Origin of the sequence: Bradyrhizobium sp. YCK136, from assembly GCF_044570075.1 — a bacterium.
Taxonomy (GTDB): domain Bacteria; phylum Pseudomonadota; class Alphaproteobacteria; order Rhizobiales; family Xanthobacteraceae; genus Bradyrhizobium; species Bradyrhizobium diazoefficiens.
Genome location: NZ_CP172424.1, coordinates 1,281,752 through 1,307,309, shown reverse-complemented (window position 1 = coordinate 1,307,309; position 25,558 = coordinate 1,281,752). Strand labels below are relative to the sequence as shown.

Annotated in this window: 14 protein-coding genes, 1 pseudogene and 1 riboswitch; of the genes and pseudogenes, 6 read left to right on the top strand and 9 right to left on the bottom strand. The window is 59.1% G+C overall.

The features are described from left to right. Window positions 1-1,181: 1,181 nt before the first annotated feature. From ACFLEY_RS06135 to ACFLEY_RS06125, 3 genes are all read right to left on the bottom strand, one after another. Window positions 1,182-2,311, bottom strand: a protein-coding gene (locus ACFLEY_RS06135) for an IS3-like element ISRj2 family transposase (RefSeq protein WP_085967151.1) whose coding sequence is annotated in 2 segments (ribosomal slippage) — window positions 1,182-2,059 and window positions 2,059-2,311 — 1,131 coding nt in all. Because the reading frame shifts where the segments join, the coding sequence is not laid out codon by codon here. 1,202 nt (window positions 2,312-3,513) lie between these two features. Beyond that, the gene (locus ACFLEY_RS06130) at window positions 3,514-3,684 is read right to left on the bottom strand and encodes a hypothetical protein (RefSeq protein WP_249163462.1); all 171 of its coding nucleotides are present in this window, start codon (window positions 3,682-3,684) and stop codon (window positions 3,514-3,516) included. A 683-nt stretch (window positions 3,685-4,367) separates the two neighbouring features. Beyond that, window positions 4,368-4,490 (bottom strand): hypothetical protein, encoded by a 123-nt coding sequence (locus ACFLEY_RS06125; RefSeq protein WP_256379475.1) that lies wholly within the window; start codon window positions 4,488-4,490, stop codon window positions 4,368-4,370. 2,497 nt (window positions 4,491-6,987) lie between these two features. Between ACFLEY_RS06125 and ACFLEY_RS06120 the strand changes: the two genes are divergently transcribed. After that, on the top strand, window positions 6,988-8,331 hold the full coding sequence (locus ACFLEY_RS06120) for an IS1380-like element ISBdi2 family transposase (RefSeq protein WP_039183842.1): 1,344 nt from the start codon (window positions 6,988-6,990) through the stop codon (window positions 8,329-8,331). Between the two features lie 190 nt (window positions 8,332-8,521). Here the strand turns inward: ACFLEY_RS06120 and metE are convergent, their stop codons facing one another. Continuing rightward, window positions 8,522-10,867, bottom strand: coding sequence for a 5-methyltetrahydropteroyltriglutamate--homocysteine S-methyltransferase (gene metE, locus ACFLEY_RS06115; RefSeq protein WP_060910397.1), 2,346 nt, complete (start codon window positions 10,865-10,867; stop codon window positions 8,522-8,524). 100 nt (window positions 10,868-10,967) lie between these two features. Continuing rightward, a riboswitch (cobalamin riboswitch) is annotated at window positions 10,968-11,170 on the bottom strand. A gap of 1,009 nt (window positions 11,171-12,179) precedes the next feature. Here metE and ACFLEY_RS06110 point away from each other — a divergent pair. Continuing rightward, the gene (locus tag ACFLEY_RS06110) at window positions 12,180-12,905 is read left to right on the top strand and encodes a nodulate formation efficiency C protein (protein ID WP_249163461.1); all 726 of its coding nucleotides are present in this window, start codon (window positions 12,180-12,182) and stop codon (window positions 12,903-12,905) included. Window positions 12,906-13,156: 251 nt separating this feature from the next. On the opposite strand, the pseudogene ACFLEY_RS06105 reads toward ACFLEY_RS06110, so the two are convergent. Then, window positions 13,157-14,499 (bottom strand): annotated as a pseudogene (locus tag ACFLEY_RS06105) (IS1380-like element ISBdi2 family transposase). Between the two features lie 1,173 nt (window positions 14,500-15,672). Between ACFLEY_RS06105 and ACFLEY_RS06100 the strand changes: the two are divergent. Next, on the top strand, window positions 15,673-16,233 hold the full coding sequence (locus tag ACFLEY_RS06100) for a thermonuclease family protein (RefSeq protein WP_304567152.1): 561 nt from the start codon (window positions 15,673-15,675) through the stop codon (window positions 16,231-16,233). 163 nt (window positions 16,234-16,396) lie between these two features. Further along, entirely contained in the window at window positions 16,397-17,140 is a 744-nt protein-coding gene (locus ACFLEY_RS06095) for a carbonic anhydrase (RefSeq protein ID WP_060909077.1), read from the top strand. A gap of 305 nt (window positions 17,141-17,445) precedes the next feature. Here ACFLEY_RS06095 and ACFLEY_RS06090 read toward each other — a convergent pair whose 3' ends face one another. Then, window positions 17,446-18,714 (bottom strand): IS256 family transposase, encoded by a 1,269-nt coding sequence (locus ACFLEY_RS06090; protein ID WP_038952271.1) that lies wholly within the window; start codon window positions 18,712-18,714, stop codon window positions 17,446-17,448. Window positions 18,715-20,484: 1,770 nt separating this feature from the next. Here ACFLEY_RS06090 and ACFLEY_RS06085 point away from each other — a divergent pair. Then, entirely contained in the window at window positions 20,485-21,651 is a 1,167-nt protein-coding gene (locus ACFLEY_RS06085) for a flavin-dependent monooxygenase (protein WP_211434479.1), read from the top strand. 810 nt (window positions 21,652-22,461) lie between these two features. Here ACFLEY_RS06085 and tnpC read toward each other — a convergent pair. The 3 genes from tnpC to ACFLEY_RS06070 form a co-directional block, all read right to left on the bottom strand. After that, window positions 22,462-24,006 carry an IS66 family transposase gene (gene tnpC, locus ACFLEY_RS06080; RefSeq protein WP_224517700.1) on the bottom strand — a complete coding sequence of 515 codons (1,545 nt, stop codon included), beginning with the start codon at window positions 24,004-24,006 and terminating at the stop codon, window positions 22,462-22,464. A 61-nt stretch (window positions 24,007-24,067) separates the two neighbouring features. After that, window positions 24,068-24,484 (bottom strand): IS66 family insertion sequence element accessory protein TnpB, encoded by a 417-nt coding sequence (gene tnpB / locus ACFLEY_RS06075; protein WP_396604558.1) that lies wholly within the window; start codon window positions 24,482-24,484, stop codon window positions 24,068-24,070. Beyond that, window positions 24,481-24,879: a transposase gene (locus ACFLEY_RS06070; RefSeq protein WP_026192391.1), complete on the bottom strand. Its 399-nt coding sequence runs from the start codon at window positions 24,877-24,879 to the stop codon at window positions 24,481-24,483. Before ACFLEY_RS06070 ends, tnpB begins: the two co-directional genes overlap by 4 nt. A gap of 124 nt (window positions 24,880-25,003) precedes the next feature. On the opposite strand from ACFLEY_RS06070, the gene ACFLEY_RS06065 reads away from it, so the two are divergent. Continuing rightward, window positions 25,004-25,264 carry a hypothetical protein gene (locus ACFLEY_RS06065; protein WP_249163599.1) on the top strand — a complete coding sequence of 87 codons (261 nt, stop codon included), beginning with the start codon at window positions 25,004-25,006 and terminating at the stop codon, window positions 25,262-25,264. Window positions 25,265-25,558: the final 294 nt, after the last annotated feature.

The window sequence follows — 25,558 nt, the reverse complement described above, 5'->3', positions numbered from 1 at the left end:
CAAGATGCCACGGGATTACCCGATCAGCAAGCGCGCTTGGCCGCGTCCCTACTCACGAAGATGAGATTGTTCCGCCGTTCATGTGGAAGATCCTTGGTAGGGCTACGAGCAAAACAATGTGTTCAATGCCGATTATGAATCACGACCGGACATAACCTTTGAGACCAACACTTTCTAACAAAGCCCATCAATGAGGATGCTGGAGGCCCACCGCCACATTGAAACGCCATCCAAAAAACCCCCTCAGCGCGGATCGGCAAAGCCAATTTGCTACAGAACCTTCTATGGCACTGAGGGCGGCCTGCGAGCCGCCCTACCGTGCAAGTACCAGCGCGGCCCAAGCTATCGCTGATGTCCGAGTCCGATTCCAAGATTCAAGGCCTTCTGGCGAAGCGCACCGACACTGCGTTTGGTCATCTTTGCTATTTTTATCACGGGGGTCCTGGCCTTCGAGTGGACTTTGAGCTCCTTGATATCTGCCTTCGTCCATTCGCCGCTTAACGCGTTTCTTGGTTGCTTTCTTCACGATGAATGCTCCTTCTTAGAGGAGCGGCTTGTAACATAGTTTTTTCAGCGCGACGACCGTAAAAAAATAGACAAATATTATACGGAATCGCGCCAGGTATAATCTTGGGCATGTCTTCCGAAGCGAGGTGTCTGCACTGTTGAAGCTGCGCAATTGTAAACTTCATACGCACGTCGCGTTCTGATAGCGCTCCAATCGACGCCTTTATATGCGGAGCTAAACAACCAATACGCTCTCGAATAAGCGAGCCAAATCGCAATAGAGATTAACGGATCCCACTAAGGAGGAGCGGACAGAGAACGGAAAGATGTTGTGTTTCAGCCTCCGCGATATTGCTTAGAGAGAGGTGGCTGACGAGAATGATCACAAGGCCCGCTCAGCTTTGATCACGCGCTCTTTGTCAAGTTCGCTTCTTGACGTATTCAACTCGCGCAAAGAGCGCCGCCGCTTGATGGCCTCGACTGAAGTGGTAGGTTATTGGTGAAGTTCACGCGCGCCGACCTCACATCAGAGCTGGCCCCGGTTGTTTGGACAGCGCCCCGCTGGATTTAAGTGGATTCCTGCCGGGTTATGCTGAACGCGGGGCTTTACGGTTTTGTCGTTGCGTCGGGAGGGCGTAGCCCGACCAGAGCGACGACAAAACCGTCGGCGACGGTCATGCGGCCATCACCATAGCTTGCGTGCCGAAGTAAGCCTCGTCGGGCGTGCGCCCGTCAAGGCTCGAGTGAGGGCGTCCCTGATTGTAGAAGGCCAGATACTTGGCAATTGACGCTCGCGCCTCGGACACGCTGTCGTAGGCGCGGAGATAAACTTCTTCGTATTTGACCGTGCGCCAGAGCCGCTCGACAAACACGTTGTCGCGCCAGGCGCCCTTGCCGTCCATGCTGATGGCGATCTTCGCGTCCAGCAGCACATCGGTGAACTCGAGGCTGGTGAACTGGCTGCCCTGATCCGTGTTGAAAATCTCGGGCCTGCCGTGCTTCGCCAACGCCTCCTGGACCGCTTCGACGCAGAAGGCCGCCTCCATTGTGATCGAGACGCGATGGGCCAGGACCCGTCGGCTGAACACATCGACGACCGCCGCGAGATAGACGAAGCCACGCCGCATCGGAATGTAGGTGATGTCCATTGCCCACGCATGGTCGGGCCGCTCGATCTTCAATCCGCGCAACAGGTACGGGTAGATCTTGTGACCCGGAGCCGGCTTGCTCGTGTTCGGGCGACGATAGACCGCCTCGATCCGCATGCGCTTCATCAGCGTCGCGATGTGGCGGCGACCGGCGTATACGCCCTCCCGCCGCAGCAACGATCGCAGCATACGCGCTCCCGCGAAGGGATAATCGAGATGCAGCTCATCGAGCCGACGCATCAAGGCAAGGTCCTCGGCCGAAACTGGCCGAGGTTCATAGTAGACCGTGCTGCGAGCCAGCTTCAGGACCTTCGCCTGGCGCACGATAGAAAGATCATGATCGCGGTCGATCATCGCTTTGCGCTCAGCAGGCCCGCCTTGGTGAGCGCGCCGGACAAAAAATCGTTTTCCAACGCCAGCTCGCCGATCTTGGCATGTAACGCCTTCAAATCGACCGGCGTCTCGGCCGATGTCTTGTCATGCCCAAACACGCCGGCGGCGCCTTCCAGGAGCTGGTTTTTCCAGATCGTGATCTGGTTCGGATGAACATCAAACAGCTGCGCCAGCTCCGCCAGTGTCTTGTCGCCTTTGACCGCAGCCAAAGCAACCTTCGCCTTGAATGCCGGAGAATGCGTCCGGCGGCTCTTCTTCGTCATCTTCGCTCCTGATTCGCAGCAAGAATCCTCGCCGCTGTCAGGCAGAAAATCCACTCAAGCTACTGTCCGAATTTGCGGGGCCAGCTCTCATCCAAAATGCTCATATGTCGAGCTCGTTCTCCGCGTGCAGCCCACTGCCAGTGATGCCCTCAATTCCAGTGCAAGACCATCATGCCAACTTTTCGGGATAAGAAATTTGCTGAAAATCCAGCACGACTGGCGTCCACCGCCGATCAGGACACCACAGGCGGTAGAACGCTTAAAGACGGGCAGAGACCCTCGTCGGCTACCTTCGCCAACCAACACATGGGTTCCTGGCCCTGTTCCCGTATCTGACCCGGATGCCTTCCGGGAAATCAGTTTAGCCGACCGTCTCGACGACACTGATGTGCACGAAGAGGCCAAATCCTTCGTCCCTCAGGTCAATATCTTCGGTCGCGTTTAACGACTCCACAACACTGATTACAACATTACAACGACACTGTTTCTAGATTGAACTTCGCGATCCAGTCGAACTACATCACCACCAGCAAGGGTTTAAGCGGCTGTCCTCCACGTCGAAATCGGTTTACGTGGGCTCAACCGCATGCCGTGGGACGCTTTCTGCCCGCGTTCGCTTCCAGCCGAGAAAACAAAGGGAGCGGCACCTCAGCTTTCGGCTCTTGCGCGAACTCTCGCTCAACCTGCGCCTGCATAGTACCCCGATCTAAGTTTTCGAGCGCCTCAAGCTATTCTCTTCCCTCCTCGGTGATAATCCAGCACCCGGCCTTCCGCTCGATCAGCTTTTGGCCGAAAACATCGAGTTGGGGCGCGCGGCTCGCAGTCCGCTTCATACGACCCGTCCACTCCGGGCCGCTGCTACAATAGATAGCCAAATGCTGCTTAACGACTTCGATACTCGCCAGACCGTGCGGCTGGCCGGCAAGTCTCTTCAGTATCGACAACTGAAAACTCGCGCACGCCATCGACTTAAGGAAGCCCATATTACATATTTTGAGGTAAGCTCCAGAGCTGCGAGCCGCTTTTCAAAAGAGAGCTTCCTCCTAAAGCCGATTGCACGACACCCGCCTGCCGTCGCCGCGGTAAGCAACGCTTTCGACTGCATCCCGCCAAGAATCTTCCGAAGAACGGTTCAGCATTAGATAGCTGCGTTGACTAGGAGCGTGAGGTGGTCTTGACTGCCGACTTCGACCGACTTGAGATCAAACGACGTCGGTAGTAGCCCGCCGTTGTACATCCTGATGAATGACATCGCTCATCGAACGAACCGCCCGCTTCTTTCGTTTCCAATTCCCGCCCAATTCCGCGGGGATCGCAAAGCCTCTCGGCACGACCAAAAGATCGTTTCTTTGGTTCAAATAGATATCGAACATGTGGTGGCTCTTTTTTGCACAAGCGTAGATCGGCTGTCATCGAAGCAACAGTTGCCTTTAAGTCACTGGACGATCAAATGACATTCAAAAGCTCCCGTCCTGATACGGGAAGACGGTCACGTGCACAATGGTGCCGCCAGATGTGAGCGTGTGCACGTCCCGACTTACGGCGCACGGAGAGGGCACCCGACAATGTCCACTTCAAACGAGGCGGAGAGTCTATCTAGGTGGCCACTCCGAGCGGATCTTAAGATTGTCATAAAAGAATAGATCGAAAGAGAGTTCGCGATCGTGAGCCGCATAATTGGTGGCCGTACCCGCTACGACTTCCTTCAATTTCGACCACTCATCGTACGAATTCAAGGTCACGCTTACCTCCTAGCAGCGAGATCGTCTGTTCTCTACCCACTGGGATGATCCCGCTTTGGCCGGCTGGTCAGATGCGCTCTACACCATTGCCGGATAGGTACTCTACACCACGAATTCAACCTATCTGCCCTGAGGTTCGCCACGGCGGATAACGTATTTGCCGTCCCTTCGGGATTCCATATACGGCTGCCGGCGGCGTAGCGCAAATTGTACAATTGGAACGTTTGCCACAGTAAGGCTACCGCACGGAGTGGCAGCGGGCGGAAGTAAGGCTGATCCGGAGCACCGCTGCCAAGGTTCGAAGTGGACGCCGGTCACTGTAAAAGGGCAAAGTCTCGTCCGATCGAAACGCGGACGCCGGACACAATGTCGTAGGCATGCTCGACGAACACGTCGTCGCGCCCGACGCCATAGCCGCCCATGCAGATGAATGCCATGACTGGCGAGGACGCCGGTGAATGTCACGGGCGTGAACTGAGAGCATTGGCCGGTGTTGAAGACCTTAAACTTCCGTGGGGGAAAGTGCGACGCCCTTGCTAACTCAGGAGAGCTCGTCCTCACGGAATGCTCGAAAGGCGATGTGGACGGATTGGCTCATGCAGGCGGTGTTCGAAGCTCCAACACATCGGCGAAGATTGTCCAATCGCGGACTCGCCTTTGCCGGCAGAAATCGGTCTCCGCCTGCTGAGCTGCAGCACTCAGCGAGGCGGCATCGACCTTAAATGCTGCCTGGCACGCACGATGCTCGCCGCCGGCATCGTCGCAAACGATCTTCATAAACCGGACGCTAAATGAAGGCATGCCCCTCTCTTCGTGTGGTTTGCTTATCCACTATTCTGCCATTCGCGCGGGGAGTATTTGATTTGCCTCAAGGAGCATCCCAAGAGGTCTGTCCGATCCTCCGAAGATAGGCCGAAAGTCCGCCGTGAACTTTACGAGCTGTCCGCGATAGTCTTGTGAACGACTGCCGCAAGTGCAGGCTTATCGCGGGCTGATTTCTGCCATGCGCCGGCGGGCTACGCGCGCAAGCGATCGCTGGGCAATGACGCCGAGAACCCCGAACTTGCATCGGCGGTCCACCTGAAGACGCGATTGCAGAAGCCGATCATTACACTTGTCCTAGCCCACGTTTCGATAAGCCCGGTCCAGGACTTCAGCGCCAGAGCAAGGTCAGGATCAGCGCCGGCAAGGCTACCAAATGAAAGGCGAAGCATCAATGACCATCGGCGTGCACGGAGCAATGGCGAAAATGTTGTCTTAGCCATGGGCGTGAGTTGCGCCTCAAATCAAGGCGCTGGTCTGTTGCAGAGAACGCGAGGCGCTCGCTGAAGCGCGAGTTCGGAGCATGTCGACAGGCGTCTGCGGCTGGTAGCGGTCACGAGCCACCGATCCCGGACGCGCACAACTTTTTGACAAGCATCAATGCTGCAGCGGCTGCCTCTGATAGAAGTGGTCTTCTAGTAAGGTCAGACGCACGGCAGACAGAAATGCTTGACGCCCATGATGCTTTCATACCCGGGTACCCGCGGCCGTTCCTAGGACTGCTGCCAGACGCAGCCGCAGCCGCGCGGCGAGCCAATGACCGGCCACATGATAAATTGCGCCGACTTGCGATGGCATCTACTTTATCGGCCTGCGGGACGGCCCTGCTATGCGCTCAGAGCGAAGCTACGCCCATCTAAATGCGCGCGTGAGGAAGGCCACCCACACACAACCAACACGATGACGCCGGAGGACAAGGAGATGTGTCTCACCAACAAAGGACGTGACATGACAGACGGCCGGACCATTTACCCTGCCCGGGCCGGATTACTGGAGCTGCAGTCCAGTAAAACTGGTGCAGCACATCTACAAATATCAATGGCCGAGGCCTTGAGCTGATCCAAATCAATTCGACCAAAGCTCAGATGTCGTTTCCTGGCGCAGATCCAAATATTTCAGTTCGCGAGCGGATCATGTTCCGTCACAACAGCGCAAAGCCGATATCCCTCCGCCGCGGCTGACGCGATCGAGACGCGGGTCGTCCGAACGATATCGGCTTCGGCCTGTCCGCGCAGAACCCAAGCGATGTGCGCAGTGTTAACAAGGTATCTGAATTTGTCACCCCGCAGCTATGAACACCGGCCAGGATCTAATGATCTGACATGGGAGCAGCTTGGAAAGGCGCCGCCCTTCGATCAGGATCTGGAGATTGCCGTGATCGAGGGTAATTCAATTCACCGGGTGGTCTTTCCTTGCCGCCGGATCCTCGGCGGATGGATCAACGCGAATACCGGAGAGCAAATCGCGGTGCGGCCGACGCATTGGCGTATGTGGCCCGGATAGCGCCGTTATCCCAAATGGATTGGTGTGAGTTGGGGTACGGACTGCCTTCGCCGTCCTCTCTTCTGAAACTATCTCGTGGATCGAATGAGGGAGCCTGACGGCATCTCCGAGCGGACCGAATCCGCGCCGAGTGCCTTGCGGTGTCCGTCAAGCATTAGTTTTCTCATTGCTGTCGCGGCCGTTGCCAACGTGCCCATGAGCGACAAATCTCGGCGTAAATTTCCAAATCTCAACCTATACGGCCGCGTACCACGGCATGATTAGCTGCAATACACTTCTGCTTATATGGGTCGCAGATTTTCGGCGAATGTTGTCGCCGTGATCGAGCAGCCGGCAATTCTACCCCGACCAACGAAACTAGCGCAACGCGTCACCGTCTTTTCTCCGAGACCGTACCTTCCCCGGTCCACGAAGTGGACCGGGCATCATGTCGGCGGCAATGGTAGCCTCGATATTGTGGAAAGCGCAAATCACCACAACCGAATTAGCCTGTCTTATTCGTAAGAGGCGCCCGAGAGGCTGGCGAGCGTGGTGTAAAGCGCTGATACGGCGTAGGATTCGGTTGTGAAGCCAACCCCATCACCTCCAACCGCGAACGCCACGCCCGCCATGACCGACGATACGATTCCGCCCTTCTCGTTTCCAGCCATTCACGCCAAGAAAGTCACAGCTGCCTTCGATGGTGGGCGCCTAACCTCGAACGGGGGCGTGATGCTTCTGGCGATGGCCGAGCGGCGTCTCGGCTTGGCCGACAATCTGGCCCGGGTGTTCCCGGATCGGCGCGATCCGACGCGGGTCGTGCACAGCCTGGTCGATATGTTCCGCGCGCGCATGTTCGCGATCTGCTGCGGCTACGAGGACGCCGACGACCTCGATCATCTGCGGTCCGATCCGGCATTCAAGCTGGCCTGCGGTCGCCTACCGGACACGGGCCGGGATCTGTGTTCCCAGCCGACGCTGTCGCGGCTGGAGAATGCTCCGCGCCTGCGCGACGTGATCCGACTGACCTACATTTTGGTCGACGCATGGATGGATAGCTACCCCCACGAGCCGGCATCCGTCACGCTCGACATCGATGATACCTGCGACGTCGTCCACGGCCATCAGCAGCTCTCGCTGTTCAACGCTCATTATGACGAACGCTGCTTTCTGCCGATCCACGTCTACGACACGGAGAAGAGCCGGCCCGTGGCCGTCGTGCTGCGGCCCGGCAAGACGCCGGGCGGCGTCGAGGTGCGTGCCCATCTGCGCCGCCTGGTACGGCATATCCGCACGCGATGGCACAACACGCGAATTACGTTCCGTGGCGACGGGCACTATGCCCGGCCGGAGGCCATGGCGTGGTGCGAGACCAACGGCATCGACTACATCTTCGGTCTGTCCGGCACCAAGCCTCTCGCCAGAAAAGTCGACGAGGTCGCCGACGACATCCGCACCCGACGCGCCATCGAGAACCTGCCGGTTCTGCGTGGCTATACCGAGACCCGCCACAAGGCAAAGTCCTGGGATCGCGAACGGCGCACCGTCGCCCGTATTGAGGCGACGATGCTCGGCCTCGACATCCGTTTCGTCGTCACCAGCCTCGATGTCGGCTCGGCCGAGTGGATCTACGACAGCCTGTATTGCGCGCGCGGCCAAGCAGAGAATCTGATCAAGCTGCATAAGACACAGCTCGCCTCCGACCGCACCAGCTGCCGTTCGGCGCTCGCCAACCAGGTCCGTCTCGTGCTCCATACGGCCGCTTATTGGCTGATGCTGACCGTGCGCGACGCCATTCCCAAAGCCCGGGAATTGGCCACTGCCGAGTTCGCGACGCTGCGTCTTCGTCTCTTGAAACTCGCTGCCCGTGTGGTCGAGACCACGAGCCGCATTCGCCTTGCGTTTGCCGCGGCATGTCCCGAAGCCGACCTGATCCGCGGCTTGCCCGGCGCGCTGCTCCCGCTCGGTCCGTAACCGACCGGGCCTGCGCCCGCTCACCCGCCCCACTCCTCCATCGCCTACAAAACAGCTTGATGTAGAACCCGGTGAGAAAAGGCCGGACGGTCACCCACGCCAGCCGCCAGCCCCCGTCAGACGTCAAGAACGACCGTGCTCTCGTGAATAGATCGGGTTAGCTTTGTTGAGAACAGACCGGAGCTCGGGATCAACCGATTTGCGGATCGGATGCTGCGCGCAGTTCGCGCGCGGCAGCGACCATGTTGGTGAGCGCCGGCCGAACCTCCTCCCATTTGCGCGTTTTTAGGCCGCAGTCCGGATTGACCCAAAGCTGCGAATCCTGCAAACGCGTCCGAGCTAGCACCATCAGCTCCTTCATTTCGCCCGTCTCGGGGACGCGTGGAGAGTGAATGTCGTACACGCCCGGTCCGATTTGATTTGGATATTCGTACTTCCTGAACGCATCCAGTAGCTCCATTTTCGATCGCGACGTCTCGATTGAAATGACATCCGCATCCATTGCAGCGATCGCACCGATGATGTCGTTAAACTCTGAGTAGCACATATGTGTATGGATTTGCGTTTGATCGGTAACGCCCGATGAGCAGAGGCGGAAGCAATCTCCGGCCCAATCGAGATATGCCTTCCAGTCCGACCGGCGCAATGGCAATCCTTCGCGGAGTGCAGCTTCGTCGATCTGTATTATGGCTGCACCGGCATTCTCGAGATCGCGGACTTCATCGCGCATCGCGAGCGCAAGCTGACGGCAGACCTCGCTTCTAGGAATATCATCGCGAACAAACGACCAGTTCAGGATCGTCACCGGTCCGGTCAACATCGCCTTCATCGGCTTACCAGTTAGTGATTGCGCGTAGCGCCACCATTCCACGGTGATCGGCTTCGGCCGCACTACATCGCCAAACAGGATCGGGGGCCTAACGCAGCGCGAACCATAGGACTGAACCCATCCGTTCCTTGTAAATGCGAAGCCGGCGAGTTGCTCGCTGAAGTACTGCACCATGTCATTACGCTCGAATTCGCCATGCACGAGGACGTCAAGACCGATGTCCTCCTGCCAACGTACGGCGCGGGCTATCTCCTCTTTGAGGAACCTGTCGTATTGCTCCTCGCTCATCGCACCTCGCGCATGCGCCGCGCGAGCATTTCGCACCGCTGTGGTCTGCGGAAACGATCCTATCGTCGTGGTAGGAAAAGCCGGCAGTCCAAAGCGTTCCCTTTGGATCTCGGAACGACGGGCAAACGGGGTGGCGCGCTGGCGCATCGTCTGATCGATCGCCCTCATTCGGACAGCGACGTTGGCATTATGGATCTTCGGCGAGGTCCGGCGGGCAGTCGCGGCGCATTCCGACTCGGCAAGAGCTAGCCCAACATTCTGGTCGCCTGCGAGTACCCGCGCCAGGATCGCAAGCTCACGCATCTTCTGAACCGAGAAAGCAAGCCAGCTCTTGACGTCGGACGCGAGCCCGGTCTCGAGTTCAACATCGACCGGCACGTGAAGCAGCGAGCAGGACGGAGCGAGCTGTACACGGTGCCTGCCAAGCTTCGCAATCGAGGGCTTCAGCCGCTGACGGAGCGACGGCAAGTTCGACCGCCACACATTGCGGCCGTCGATGACACCGAGCGACATGACGAGATCACTTCGGCCGTCAGCAATGATCTGATCCAATAGTTCTGGCGCTCGAACCAAATCGACGTGCAGACCGGAAATTGGCAGGCTCAAGGCAGTATCCAGATTGTCGCCTAGGGCGCCGAAATAGCTCGCAAGCATGATCTTGATAGCGGGTCCCTCCTTTGCGAACCGGTTATAGGCGTGCAGCAACGATTGTCGCGCCGCCTCATCCAGATCAAGGACCAGGCAGGGCTCATCAAACTGAACCCAACTTGCCCCTCGTTTGGCTAATTCATGCAGAAGTTCGATATAGACAGGTATCAGATCATCGAGGAGAGAGAGGGGCTGGAACGCGCTATCGGTACTCTTGCCGAGCTTTAAAAATGTGACCGGCCCGATCAGGACAGGGCGGGTCTGAAAGCCAAGAGCCCTGGCTTCCTCATACTCTTCGACGGGTTTGCGAGAGCACAGTCTGAACGCCTGTCCCCGGTAAAACTCGGGAACCATGTAGTGGTAGTTGGTATCGAACCACTTGGTCATTTCCTGCGCGGGCACGCCAGATCCCCGCGTACTCTGGTCGCAACTCGCATCCTGATCGCCGCATTGCGATCCGCGGGCCATGGCGAAGTACGTCTGGAGCGAAACGGATTCTCCGTTCGAGGCGTAGATCTCCGGGATGGCGCCAACCATGACACTTGTATCAAGCACCTGATCATACAGCGAGAAGTCGTTTGACGGAATGATCGTGACGCCGAGCGATTTCTGACGAGCCCAATTCGCTGCGCGTAGGCCGGATGCGTCTTCGTGCAACTGCTGTTCACTAATCTTTCCAGACCAGTAGCTTTCTAGAGCGAGCTTGAGCTCACGCCTTGGGCCGATGCGTGGCGTTCCGAGCGTAGCAACTGGGAGAGAGAGAGGAGACATCGCGTTAACCCCTGTTGGGGACAAAGGCCATGGCGGACGCAGGCAGGAGAAGTCGCGCGTGCGACGGCTGCTTGGCGTACCACCGAGACACCCCGCCCGTGGACCAATATATTGTCGGGGCCGGTCTCCTGGCTTGCTGGTCATCGCTGCTGTCCGGCCTTCCCGAAGCCGTGCAGGCTTCAGTGACATCGTTGGACAGCGGCTCGCCACTTACAGTTGCGGGGGCAGCGCCGGCATTTGCACCGGCTTCCCTCTTAGCTCCGGATCAATGGGAACCGGAGAACCTCGACGACTTGGATTATCGGCACGAGAACTCTTCCGTCAACCTCTCAGATTATGTGCAAGCTAATCTGCGACATCTGCTAGCCGAATGACCGTGCATCTCTGTGACTTACCACCATCCAGAAACATTCTCTAATCAGAGATGTCATAATCAGACATATCCTTCTCAGATACCGGGATAGCATCCGGAGCTGCCTTGAGGCGGAGCCGCACGCCAGATCGATGAAAGGGACAGAAGCAGCCTTCCGGCGGGAGTACCGACGTTTCTATCAGAATGCTTTCGATGCGGCTTTGCGATTTCCAGAGGTTCGCCCAGCACCTCGGCTAGCCAGCTATTCTCTCAACTAAAGGATCTGCAGCGAATAGGCCAAGGCACGTGGCGGAATTTAGCAACATACGAGGCGAGGGGTTGATTTGCGTGCCACCCAGACTTCAAAGCCGGGATCAAGCCGGCTTGGTGCCGCTGGCAATCATGCAGCTCGAACGCCGGCGGCACGATAGCGAACCACACAGCTCAATAGCGGCAAACGCACTTCCGTCCATCAGGCATCCGGCATCGAGGCGTTCAACTCTTCTGCTAAATATCCGGTGCGGGACAAGGATGCACAAGCTGCGGCGGATACACTGAATAGGAACATCGAAAACGTGCAAAGGTCGGAAAGTCGACAAGAGCGACACAAACTCTGTGAAAATTTCCGCCTATTGCCTGGCACGAAGAATGCAGACCCTCGGCATGCCCAGTCTCCTCCTGCTGGGCAGGTCCAGCTCAGCCAATTGACGCAGTCGCTGTCGGGGAAGTTAGCTGCGCATGACATACAGGGAGCGCCTGATCGCGCGGGACAGCCAGCGGGTGCCACGTCGCATCCCCGTAAACTTCTTGCGATGGCTCATAGCAGGTTCGAGGTTGCCTGCTTTACAAGATGTTTGGATGAAACGCGATAGGCCGAGGGTTATGAAGAGAATGTCTGGAAGACCCGCGCTATGGCTTTGCTTGGTCGGATTCTTAATCTGCCTCGCCTGGCCGGCTGCCATGAGCAATAATATTCGGGCCAGCGACAGCCCCCTTGTCGAACGATTGAAGTCAACTTGGCGAGCGCAAGATGGTGAGACGATAGAACAAATTATCTCCAATGTCTCGAAGGTGGCACAGTTCGTGCCTCAAATGTGGGGCGTTGTTGAACTTGGCCAAAACGACTTTATTTTCGTTTCGTGGACCAGACACCGGGACAACAAATCGGACGAACAGTACGTTATCACTTGGAAGATCGCCCTCGACGGCACGTTTGAACTTGCGTCGACTTATGCGAAGCCGATGGAATTGGGCTGGCGCGCCCTGGCGCTCTCCCTGATCGCCAGTGAAGTCGCAGATGGCGAAAGGGACGCAAATCTTCGCTTTCTGCATGATCCGGCCAACTTCAACTTCGTGGCCACCCCGCAAGGCCGGCTCGGCGATCTTCTGCGGCAGGGCCGCTGCACTATCATTGAACCAGTTGGAGTGGACTACTTACCGAAGCGGAATGGCAAACCGGCCGAGACGGGTGACGTGTGGCGCGTTCAGCTCTTGGTGAATTGTAGTATCCAAGGACCACGTTATTTTGCACACAACGGGGTCATCACTTTCGAAAAGAGAGAAGGACAGGATTGGGAGCCACAATCCTCCTTTGCCAAGCGCATCGCGAAATTTGCCCCTGGCTCCTGGTTCCAACGCACCGAGCCAAATGAAGAGGAATACTTAGGAGAGCGAAGGCCCGAGTAAACTGCCGCAGAGCAACATCGCGCCGCAGTTCCTCCATGGCCCAGTGCCTCGGACCGACTGCAAGACATACGCGCTCGGCACTTGCTTTGTTTTAGCCCGATCTGTTCACGAGAGCACGGTCGTTCTTGACGTCTGACGGGGGCTGGCGGCTGGCGTGGGTGACCGTCCGGCCTTTTCTCACCGGGTTCTACATCAAGCTGTTTTGTAGGCGATGGAGGAGTGGGGCGAACGGGGGGCGGACGCCCCGCCGGTCAAGGACTGAGCGGCAGCAGCGCGCCGGGCAAGCCGCGGATCAGGTCGGCTTCGGGACATGCCGCGGCGAACGCAAGGCGAATGCGGCTCGTGGTCTCGACCACACGGGCAGCGATTTTCAGAAGACGAAGACGCAGCGTCGCGAACTCGGCAGTGGCCAATTCCCGGGCTTTGGGAATGGCGTCGCGCACGGTCAGCATCAGCCAATAAGCGGCCGTATGGAGCACGAGACGGACCTGGTTGGCGAGCGCCGAACGGCAGCTGGTGCGGTCGGAGGCGAGCTGTGTCTTATGCAGCTTGATCAGATTCTCGGCTTGGCCGCGCGCGCAATACAGGCTGTCGTAGATCCACTCGGCCGAGCCGACATCGAGGCTGGTGACGACGAAACGGATGTCGAGGCCGAGCATCGTCGCCTCAATACGGGCGACGGTGCGCCGTTCGCGATCCCAGGACTTTGCCTTGTGGCGGGTCTCGGTATAGCCACGCAGAACCGGCAGGTTCTCGATGGCGCGTCGGGTGCGGATGTCGTCGGCGACCTCGTCGACTTTTCTGGCGAGAGGCTTGGTGCCGGACAGACCGAAGATGTAGTCGATGCCGTTGGTCTCGCACCACGCCATGGCCTCCGGCCGGGCATAGTGCCCGTCGCCACGGAACGTAATTTGCGTGTTGTGCCACCGCGTCCGGATATGCCGTACCAGGCGGCGCAGATGGGCACGCACCTCGACGCCGCCCGGCGTCTTGCCGGGCCGCAGCACGACGGCCACGGGCCGGCTCTTCTCCGTGTCGTAGACGTGGATCGGCAGAAAGCAGCGTTCATCATAATGAGCGTTGAACAGCGAGAGCTGCTGATGGCCGTGGACGACGTCGCAGGTATCATCGATGTCGAGCGTGACGGATGCCGGCTCGTGGGGTAGCTATCCATCCATGCGTCGACCAAAATGTAGGTCAGCCGGATCACGTCGCGCAGGCGCGGAGCATTCTCCAGCCGCGACAGCGTCGGCTGGGAACACAGATCGCGGCCCGTGTCCGGCAGCCGTCCGCAGGCCAGCTTGAATGCCGGATCGGACCGCAGATGATCGAGGTCGTCGGCGTCCTCGTAGCCGCAGCAGATCGCGAACATGCGCGCGCGGAACATATCGACAAGGCTGTGCACGACCCGCGTCGGATCGCGCCGATCCGGGAACACCCGGGCCAGATTGTCGGCCAAGCCGAGACGCCGCTCGGCCATCGCCAGAAGCATCACGCCCCCGTTCGAGGTTAGGCGCCCACCATCGAAGGCAGCTGTGACTTTCTTGGCGTGAATGGCTGGAAACGAGAAGGGCGGAATCGTATCGTCGGTCATGGCGGGCGTGGCGTTCGCGGTTGGAGGTGATGGGGTTGGCTTCACAACCGAATCCTACGCCGTATCAGCGCTTTACACCACGCTCGCCAGCCTCTCGGGCGCCTCTTACGAATAAGACAGGTTAGCTTCCGCAACGGTCCGGGTGCCTTTCTCGCAGCAGTCCGGCCCGTCGCAAGAAGGTCGGCCGCGCGATTGCGTTTGTTCCGCCTAGTGTCAGCGGCGCGCACGAGCTTGCGAGATGTGGTTTTCCCGCCTTCACTCCAGCCGGTGTGAGGACACCACTGTGCGTGAGTATAGCAACGTCGAAGGCACCAGGAACTGGGTGTGAGACGAAACCGGCGAGGAAGTTACCGGGAGACGTTCACCGGTAGCGACCCGGCATACCGCTGAGCGCTTGCGCATTTCCGAGCGCGCAGGCCGGGAAGCTCAGGGGCCGTACGCAAGAAAACGTCGAGGACCAGACTGGCTCGACCCTAGCTTAGCTGGCACCCATTCGTCTGCATGTCATCGATCCAGATTTCGAAGCATGGAAAACGCCTGTTTAACTCTGCTCCACCTGCCCAGGTCGACATCAACGATCATCTTGCCGGGCGTAAGAAGGTTAAGTTATGTGCGGGCGTCTACCCTGAACTCCATTGCGTCTTCTTCTAAATTGGTCAGAGAAAGCCAGACCGATCTTTTTTCACATCTTTTCGTGTGAAGTGCGAAATTTCATTGCAGAACCGTCGGCAGCGGCCATTTTGCCGATGGAAACCGTCGCCAACCAGACCAAGGTTGATGCTCCACGCCTGACTCCAGCGCGAGCCAGCGCTTCATCGTCGGCCACTTTTTTTTGCAAAGACAACGTTCCGGGGTTCGGGTTTGTTCAGCATCGCCAGTTCGGCGCCGCCCGCGAGGATCTCCCCTCAGGTGGAGAGAGTAAAGCGCGGTCCTAGTGAGAGAGCCGCTGATGCTCGAAGAATAGCGCCGCACGCCCCAAAGAAATCACTTGATCCTTACGCAGCGTCAGGCCGTAGGTTCGCGTTCCGGCGAAGCCCTCATAAAGCGCGTCGGAAATGCCGGCGGAATAACGGACGTAACGCTGTCAAGCAGTCGAATGTATCGGCACCGTGTCGTGCGTGAAACGTGGATCAGGAGCGAAAGGTTGTTGTCGGGATGAAGAACCGCGGAATTATGTTCGCATTGCTCGCTCTCGTCACATCTCCGGTCTGCGCCGCGACGTTCAGCGGTGCTCCGCGCATCCTCGACGGCAATACGATCGAGATCGACAAAACCAACGTTCGGCTCTCAGGCATCGAAGCTCCTGAGACGGACCAGATTTGTCTCGACGCCAAGGGCCGGAAATGGGCCTGCGGCGTAGCTGCTCGCGACGAGCTTATCAAGCATTCAAATGGGCGAACCTGGGATTGTCATACCCAGAGAGTCGATGAGTACAGACGAGCCCTCGGTAACTGCTTCATCGAAGGCGAGAATGTGAACGTCTGGATGGTACGCTCGGGCTGGGCACTATCGGCTGCTCCATCTCACGCTGTCTATGAGTTGGCGGCAAGCACAGCCCATGCGGGACTGTGGTCGGGAGCGTTCATCGCTCCCTGGGACTGGCCTCGCCGCAATAAGGGCACGATTATCGTCGGCGCGTGGTCGGTTCCGATCGACGCGCAGGAAGTACTGCTCGGATCCGTCCTGCTGTCGGAACCGCCGTCCCCCGAGTGCCTGATACCCCCGAGTGCCTGATAAAAGGCACTATCGAGCGCAGCGGCGAGCGGATCTATCACCAGCCAGGGCAAGCCAGCTACGAACTAATCGACATGACGAAGAAGCGTAGCGAACGCTGGTTTTGTAGCGAAGCGGAAGCCGAAGCCACCGGGTGGCGTAAGGCCGTGCGATGAGGCGACACATGCATGCAGCCAATTCTCCAAATGTGTACCATTTAACCAGGACCGCGCGTTCGCGCCGTTCGCTGTTGTTGTTTGCTGCTTCGACAGTTTTCCTGCGATTCGGCAATAAGATCGCCGATGCGAAGGAAGCAAAAAGCACGCCCAAGCCAGATAACCTGCTGTCGCCAGATGCTGCCCTGAAGCGGCTGCTGATGGGAAACGATCGTTATGTCCAGGGTGCATCACGAGCCGACGATCTTAGGCGCGAGCGTTCGGCTTTGGTCGAAGGCCAAAATCCATATGCGGCGGTTCTGAGCTGCGCCGACTCTCGCGTGGCGCCCGAATTTGTGTTCGACAGCGGGCTAGGTGATCTGTTTGTCTGCCGCGTCGCCGGCAACTTCGCTAATGATGATACACTCGCCAGTATGGAATATGCGGTCGCAGTACTGAACACGCCGCTAATCCTCGTACTAGGCCACGATCATTGCGGCGCGATAGACGCTACGATCAAGTCGCTCCATCAAGATAAGCCGCCGCCAGGGCACATTTCAGCCCTGGTGACCGCACTTGCTCCCGCCGTGAACGCATCTCTAGGGCAGGCCGGCGACACATCCGCCCGCGCAACCCGAAACAATGTGATCGACAATGTCAACAAACTCAGATCGACGGGCCCTATTCTGAAGGCTGCAGTCGAGCAGAACCGGCTGAGAGTCGTCGGGGCCCTGTATCGGATCGACAACGGTAAGGTCGATATTGTCAGCTGACACCAGCACATTCACACCCGAGGCAAATCATCTGCCGTGCGATACGGCCCTTCCGCTCCGCTGTTTGGTCCATCGTCTGCGACAAATGCCCCGGATACCATCCGCTCCACAATAAATGATCAACTCGGGAAGTGCTTCGGTATGCGTGGCGTCTTGATTCTGCTCATGTTCTACGTACTCATGCTAGCAACACGCGGCGAGCATCAAAAAACGCACCTAACGCGTCCGACAGCGTTCATGCCTCCATATTGAGTTGCAAACCCAATAGCGTGGAGCTATGGCTGATTTTGGGTGACGCGGCCTGATCAGGCGGCGTGGCTTTCAGTGTTCGGAATGACTTCGATTCCGTCGATGAACTTTACACCGGCGATGACTTTCGGCAACTGGTTCGTGCTCTTCAATCGCCGCCAGGTCTTCGATGCGGCGTCGATGAGCTTGAACACCATCAGCTTCGCAGTTTGTTGCGACAGCGATCCCTTGGTCCGCACCGTTCGGTGGCGCACCGTGGCGAAGACGCTCTCGATCGGGTTCGAGCTGCGTAGGTGGATCCAGTGCTCAGCAGGGAAGTCGAAGAAGGCGAGCAGCGCATGGCGATCCTTGATCAGGCACTCCACCGCACGTCCGTATTTGACGTGGTATTTCTCGACGAAGACGTCGATCGCGGTTTCAGCTTCGGCCCGGTGTGGGGCCAGATAGATGTTCCGCAGGTCGTTCTTCATGGGGCCCTGCACGGATTTGGCGACCTTGTCGAGTACGTTGCTCACTTTATGGCACCAGCATCGTTGGTGCCGCGTGCCGGGAAAGGCCTCGTCCAGTGCCTTCCAGAAGCCGAGGGCGCCGTCGCCGATGGCGAGTTGCGGGGCAATCCGTAACCCGCGTTGCCGCAGGTCGATCAGGAGTTCGCGCCAGCTCTGCGCGCTCTCGCGCACGCCGACCTGGAAGCCGATCAGCTCCTTCTTGCCTTCCGGCGTGGTGCCAATCAGCACCAGCATGCATTCGCTGTGATCTTCCATGCGGGCCTGCAGGTACACGCCATCGGCCCAGATGTAGACATAGCGACGCGCCGACAGATCGCGTCTCTGCCAGCGTTCGTACTCGACCTGCCAATCGGCCTTCAGGCCGGCGATCACCGAAGGCGACAGGTTCGGCGCATCCTTGCCGAGCAGCGCCGAGAGCGCCTCCTGGAAGTCGCCGGTCGAGATGCCGCGCAAATAGAGGACCGGGATCAAGGCATCCAGGCTCTTCGTCCGCCGCGCCCATAGCGGCAGGATTGCCGAACTGAAGCGGAGGCGGTCGCCTGGCCCGCTCGCTCCGCGGTCGCGGACCTTGGGACGAGCGACCTCCACCGGACCGATGCCGGTCGCAATCTCGCGCACCGGACCGTGCCCATGTCGGACCAGGCGCGCTCGACCGTCGGGCAGCGTCAGATTGGCCGTGCTGGCCAGAAACGCGCCAACCTCGATCTCGATCGCCCTGGCAAGCAGGTCCCGCGCGCCGGCTCGAACGATATCGGTCAGTGGATCATCAACCGCGGACGGCTGACGGAAAGCAAGAACATTGGTAGTCTCGGTCATGGCGTATCGCTCTCCTCGAGAGGTTCTGGCAGGCTCGTCACCCGCCTCGATACGCCGCCTTCCTCACACCGTCATCACCCAGATTCCGCCATAGCTCAATAGCGTGGTTCCGGCAGCAGATCGCGATAAAGCGCATTGCCTGGCTGTGAACTCCAGAGCCGGCGACGATCCTGAGATCTTCTGGCTCCGATCGAGCACGCCATGAATGGTGTTGCTTTATCACCAAGCTCAGCCAGGGCTGCAGATCACATAGAACAACCAGCAGGACTGGCCGCCCGGTCTGTAAACGAACATGCCACCCGCGCCAGTAGGCCAGCCGCATCCATCATTCGTTAGATAGTCTCGTTCGCCGCCAAGGGACCCGGCCCGCAATGATGATGCCGTTGAAAGCATGGTTGTTTTCACCACGATCTCGCATGCACTGCCTGATATTGCGCACAATCGCACGACCCGCCCACTTGCACAATTTACTATCCGTCCTCCATAACGAGGTCGATACGACGAAACTGGCAGCTTGCAGATTGCATAGTGTGTACGCGAAGCCCATCAGGTTGTTAGTTGCTGCGGACACAGTAAGTTGTGCCAGATTTGTCAGCCCAGGCGAATACCAGAACAATGATTCAAGTGTTGCGCACCGTCTGCCAGCCAGAAATCATCTGGCAACCGATCGATTTGGCAAGCAAGCTCTTCAACCACGGCGTCGCTCAGTAGGAAACAGAAGACTAGCTTCAGAACGTGGATCCCTCATCAGTCGCAACGCTCGTAGTGCGGGCATGCTGCGCGAATTTGGCAAGCTCGGCCAAAATCGGAAGCATTGGAAAACCGCCGAAGATGGAGGCGGCTGCAAAAGGGGTCGACAGGTCAGAATTCTGCCCGAATTTCTTGCGTCCTGTAGGACAGAAGGTAGACAGCTCGTGTGCTGCAACGAGCCTCCTAAGCTCCCCGGGGCCTCTTCGAAGCGCCTTGTCTTTGCTTGCATGAGCCGGGTACTCTTGCAGTCACCTCGAACAGATTTGATCGCGTAATTCAGCGTCTTGAGCTCCGTGCGTTTGCTGAACACCAGCTGTCTGGAGGTCCGCTTCTAACCAGGCGCTCGCCCGCAGTCGCACGAACGGCTATTGGGCTGTTGGTGGCATCGGGAGATCGGAGCGGGTCCTAATTTTGGCATTAACGTTGAATCTGGCCGGTCGGCGATCGAGGTCCGCTTCTGTCGTTTTGCTTGCGGTTTGTTGAGTCAATGACATTGGCGGAAAGTATACGCGAAGTTCACGAGCATGTGCTGGCACCGCGCGGCGGAATGATCTCGCGAGATTCGGACAAGGCCGGCAGACATGCTTAATGGCACGCCGATTGCTGGAACGATGAAAACTAAGTCGCAGGCTTGAGCGCTCTCCCGAGCATAACTCAGGAACTCCACACTTGGTTCGACCCGGCTTGTCCGACGTGTGAGCACACGTCCATGGAGAGGACATGACATCGCATGCCCCGATCAACCGCCGGAGACCCAGCCCGGCAACGACGGCCGATATCGCGCCGCCGCCTACCGGCTGTTTTGCCGGCCAGCCTCCATGCAACGGCAACAGCTCCATCTCAGTCTGGCTTCCCGGCCCTTAAATTGGGAAGCTACCGTGCGCAATCACATGCAAGCGATATCAACTGCGACAACTCTGAGAATGTCCTCCCGCCGGTATGGTATCACCCAGTTTCGCCCCGTGCGCAGTCCATGAATGACGCGCGACCATGATCGGCACAAGACGCGGAGGACGATTTATGAACGCTTCACCCGAAAAGCAATGTCCCGAATCCCACACCGCGGCTGCGACCTGGGATAATCTGTCGCCGCTACTTGTCGAGATCCGTGCGCGTCGCAACGAGTTTGGCCCCGCGCAGGAAATTCCAAAAGAGATCATCGACGGCTTCAGGCGCATCGGCATCTATCGGGCTATGGTCGCGAAGCGATTCGGCGGCGAGGAGCGAACACCAGCCGAATTTTGCCGCCAGATCGAGCGCATCTCCGAGGCCGACGGATCCGCCGGTTGGGTCGCCAGCTTCGGGGATGGAGCTCGCTACCTCGCTGCTCTTCCGGACGACACGCTTCGAAAAGTGTACGCCAATGGACCTGACGTCGTATTGGCGGGTGCGCTCTTCCCGCTCCAGCCCGCCAGGCGATGCGCCGACGGATTTGTCGTGAACGGCGTGTGGCCATTCGCTAGCGGCTCGCCCGGGGCGGATTTGATAGGAGTTGGTATAACACTGGAAGACGATCCGGCCGGAGACCTCCCGCGTGTAGCGGTGTTTCCGGCAGAGAAGGTGACAATCCGGCCCAATTGGGACGTCATCGGACTGCGAGGCACCGGAAGCCACGACGTTGTCGTCAGCGACGTCATTGTGCCAGAGCAATGGACCTTGATCCGCGGCGGTCCGGCGACACTTGATGGGCCGATCTATCGTTATCCGTCCGTCGCTTTCGCTGCGCAAGCGCATGCGATCGTCGGCATCGGGATTGCGCGAGCCGCAATAGACGAGGTGATCGCCATGGCCGAAAGCCGCGCCTCGATCACTGGAGCGCCCGTGATGGCTCAGCGCGGCTATGTCCAACTTGAAATCGCCAAAGCCGAATCCATGCTACGTTCCGCTCGTTCCTTCTTTTACGAGGCCACGGAAGAGCTGTGGAAGCAAGCGCTCACGGGCGAGGTAAATCTGAGCACCACGATGCAAGTGCGGCTCGCCGCGACGAACGCCGCGCGGCAGGGCGCTGAGGTCTGCAGGATCTCGAGCGGTCTTGCTGGAACTGAGGCGCTCTATACCAGCAGCAATCTAGCACGCGCCATGTGCGACAGCTTCGTGGTTGCCCAGCACGCAGCTTTAAACGAGGGAACGCTTCAGAGTGCTGGCCTCGCCCTGCTCGGAACTGCAATACAGCCCGGCTTTCCATGAAGTAAAGGGATCAGGCGCGGGCAACAGGCCACGCGAATGGATTACCGGACCGGCGTCATGATGTGGTCTGCTGCTGAGGACGTGGCGACCTTGTTTCAATGTGAACAAAGACACTACTGGGCTCTCCCTCCTTCAAAACGAAACCTCATATCCTGGACCATTCGTTCGTCATCCAAACACGGCGATGTTTTTTGAGCCTCTACGCCCCTGCCCGATCATTGACGTGCCGAGCGGGATCTACCTGAATTTCTGCGCAACGGCTCGCGGTTCAACCGACGAACTTTCCAAATCACCGAGCGACGGGGCTCGACTCTCGCGGGCTGTGCGCCTGGGCGCACGGTGCAGCACTGCACGGCGCAATATCCTGGCACTCAACCTTGCCGCTTATCGATGCGGCACGCCGACACTGGCAGTACGACATTGATGTGAAGCGTACCGTGCACCTCCATCGGAATGATGGATCAATCTGGCTCTTGGCCGCTGCTGGCGGATCGGCATCGACGGCGCGGAAGAGACGCTGCGGCCGCATGAGATCGCGCATCGCCTAACCGGCCATCTTCCGGCTGAAGAGACCCATGTCAGCCCTCCAATACAGCCAGCCCTCTGCCGTTGGGATGGAGTGACATTAGCAAGCTAGACCCGGTTTGGGGCGCGCCGACGAGGCCGCGCGATGGATTGGCGTGATCGGCAGTAGATCCGTAAGCGACGTTCGCGTCCCATTCGCAAAGGTTTGGCGTGGGGATTGCAGTCTGTTGATCAACGTGTTTGCAAATCGTTGGCGGGGGGTATGGAGGCGGCAACGACGGAGAATTACGAGGTGCGGCCGAACGACCAGGGCAGGAGCTCGTCGATCCGGGACTGCGGGTGACCGGTTGCGATCGCTTTGAGCGTCGCTTTCATCCAGACGTAGGGCTCCACGCTGTTGATTTTGCAGGTGGCGATGAGCGAAGCTATGCGCGCCCATGAACGACCACCTTCGTCGTGACCAGCAAATAAACTATTTTTACGCGTCAGAGTCAGCGGCCTGATTTGATTTTCGACGGGATTGGTGTCCATCTCAACGCAACCATCGTCGAGAAACAAGGTGAGGCCATCCCAATGGTTCAGGAGATAGGCGATCGCCTTGCCCATCTCGCTGCCCGGCGACAGGCGAGCGGCTTGCTCGCGCAGAAACCTCTCGAGTTCAGCGACGAGCGGCCGTGATCGCTCGTTACGGGTCGTTTGCCGAGCCGGGGCGTCGGCGCCACGGATCTCCTTCTCGATCGCATAGAGTGCGGCGATGCGCGCGAGAACGGCTTCGGCGATGGGTGAGCCGGCTTTCGGAGTCGCTGCGATGATCTTGCGCCTTGAGTGGGACCAACATGCGGCCAGCCGCAGCGGCACGCCGCCTTTGCGCTTGGGCCGTGCGAGCCGATGATAGCCCTGGTATCCGTCGACCTGAAGGATGCCGTCGAAGCCCTCGAGGATGCGCTCAGCATGGTCACCACCGCGTCCTGGCGCGTAGTGGTAGACCACGATTGGTGGATCAGCGCCGCCGTGGCCGCGATCGTCGCGCAGGACAGCCCACAGATAGCCGGTCTTCGTTCGGCCCCGGCCCGGATCGAGCACAGGCGCCCTGGTCTCGTCTATGAACAAGCGGCCCGATTGCTTCATCACGACGCTCATGCGCTCGACCAGCGGCGCGAGGTGGAAGGCGACCGTTCCCATCCAGTCTGCCAGAACGGCGCGATCGATGAAGATGCCATGCCGAGCCAGAACCTGCGACTGACGATAGAGTGGCATGTGCTCGCTGAACTTGGCGACCGCCACCTGCGCCAGCAGCGCCTCGGTGGGGATGCCACCCTCCACGAGATGGGCGGGCGCCGGCGCCTGAGCAACACCGGTGCAGCCCTTTGCGCAGGCGTAGCGCGGTCGCACCGTCTCGATCACACGATACTGGGCGGCCATGACATCGAGACGGCGGGAGCGATCCTCGCCGATCTGGACCATCCGGCCGCAGCCGCAGGGACACTCGAGGTTCTCGGGTTCGATCACCTGCTCGATGCGCGGCAGGTGCGCGGGAAAGGCACGGGCAGCGCGCCTGGTCCGGCGGCTGGACGGCGCCGTGCCGGCGCGGCGCGCACGATCGTCCTGGCGTTCCTGGACTTCGGCGATGGCAATCTCGATGTCCTCGAGAACCAGTTGCATCTGATCGGGATTGAACTTTTCCGAGCGTTTACCGAAACGTGCGCGCTCGTACTCCTTCACGAGCAGTTCGAGGCGTTCGACGCTCTCTTTGGACGCAGCCAGTTCACTCTCGACATGAAGGCGCGCCGAGCATTCATCGTCTGCGCGACGACGCTCGGCTTCAATCATCGCTTCCTGCGCGCGGAAGAGCGCGCGCAAATCGGCGGGCAGCGCTGCAAGACGGGCGGGATCAAAGGGGGACGGCGGCACATCCGCAAGCTATCATCCCAAAGCCCCGCGCGAAACAGGTTGTCGGGTCTGAGTCAGTTCGCCGCAGCTGGCGTCGTCGCGACAATCCGTTCGCCCACTCGCTTCCAGTTCCTTCGAACTGCACGCGCGTCAGATGCATGACGCCGTCGCTGATCTGCGGCCACTCGAAACGACCATCGCGGCCAAGGCGCTTGTAGACCAAAACGAGGCCCGTGCCGTCCCATAGCAAAATCTTCAGCCGGTCGGCGCGCTTCGAACGAAAAACCACGATCAGGCCCGAATGCGGATCGAGCCCAAGCGTGTTTTGCACAAGACCGGCCAGCGCGTCGTGCCCGCACCGGAAGTCAACAGGACGCACAGCAAGCACAATCCGCAGTCCCTGCGCCGGAATGATCATGCGCCGCGCTCGATCGCAGTCACGATCTCCGCGATCCGCACCGCCGACACGTCCGCATCCAGGCGGACCGAAACCTTGCCAATCGTAATCTCGACGGGCCCCTCGCTCTTGCCTGACGCCACTGGATCGCTCAGCTCGATCGACACGAAATCCGCCGCGTCGTCCGTGACCAATGCGAGCCGGCCAGCACGCGCCAATCTGCGCCACGTCGTCAACTGCTGGGCCTTCACACCATAACGCCGTGCGACATCACATACCCGGGCGTCGGGCTTCATGCTCTCGAAAACAGCGCGCCCCTTGATCTCCGCAGACCATAACCGGCCTCCAGAACGCGTCCGGCGCGTAAGCTTCCCCACAAAGCCATCAGCTTCGGCTTCCTCCCCCGATTGTTCCATCGCCTTCAGTCTCCTCTCGGCTCTCTGACAAGCCAAGGATCGCAGAGCGAAAGCCGAAGCGAAACCAGTCAATCAAATGGGAGAAAAGCTCCGCTTACCCTTCTTTTGGGGTAACGTGAGCTACATGTATCTCGTCCCGATCCAGCACCGTCTTCTCGGTCTGGCCGGAAATAGGTCGAAGCTGGTACTGGCGATGAACAGCTCGACCACCTTCGCGGGGATCGCCATTGGCGCTTTTCTCGGCGGCATCCTTGTCGAGACTAGCGGCGTCCCGTCTCTGGCTGCGGCATCGATCCTGATTGGTCTCATCGGCATCGGGCTGGCTGTTGCCTTCATGCGTGACGCAGCACCTGCAGAAACCGCGACTGCAGCATGTCCGAGATGATATCGCTCAACGATCGAGTTATTGCAGTCCCACAATCAAGAACGAAGCCTCAAACGGCATTTCCGCAGCGTGCTATGCATTTGGATCGAAGCCGCACGCGTTCCGCCTCGTACGAAACAACTAAGGGGCCGCCCTGGCGCCTTCAAGGCGATGCTGGCTCGCTTGAACCAATTGGAGGCGGAGATGGACGCCTTGAAGGGACAACGGGTCTCGACCCGGCACATATGGCGGCGGGCGGCGCGTCCGTGTCGCTCGGCTACGAGGGTGGCGTACGGTGGCGCGCGGGTTCATCCG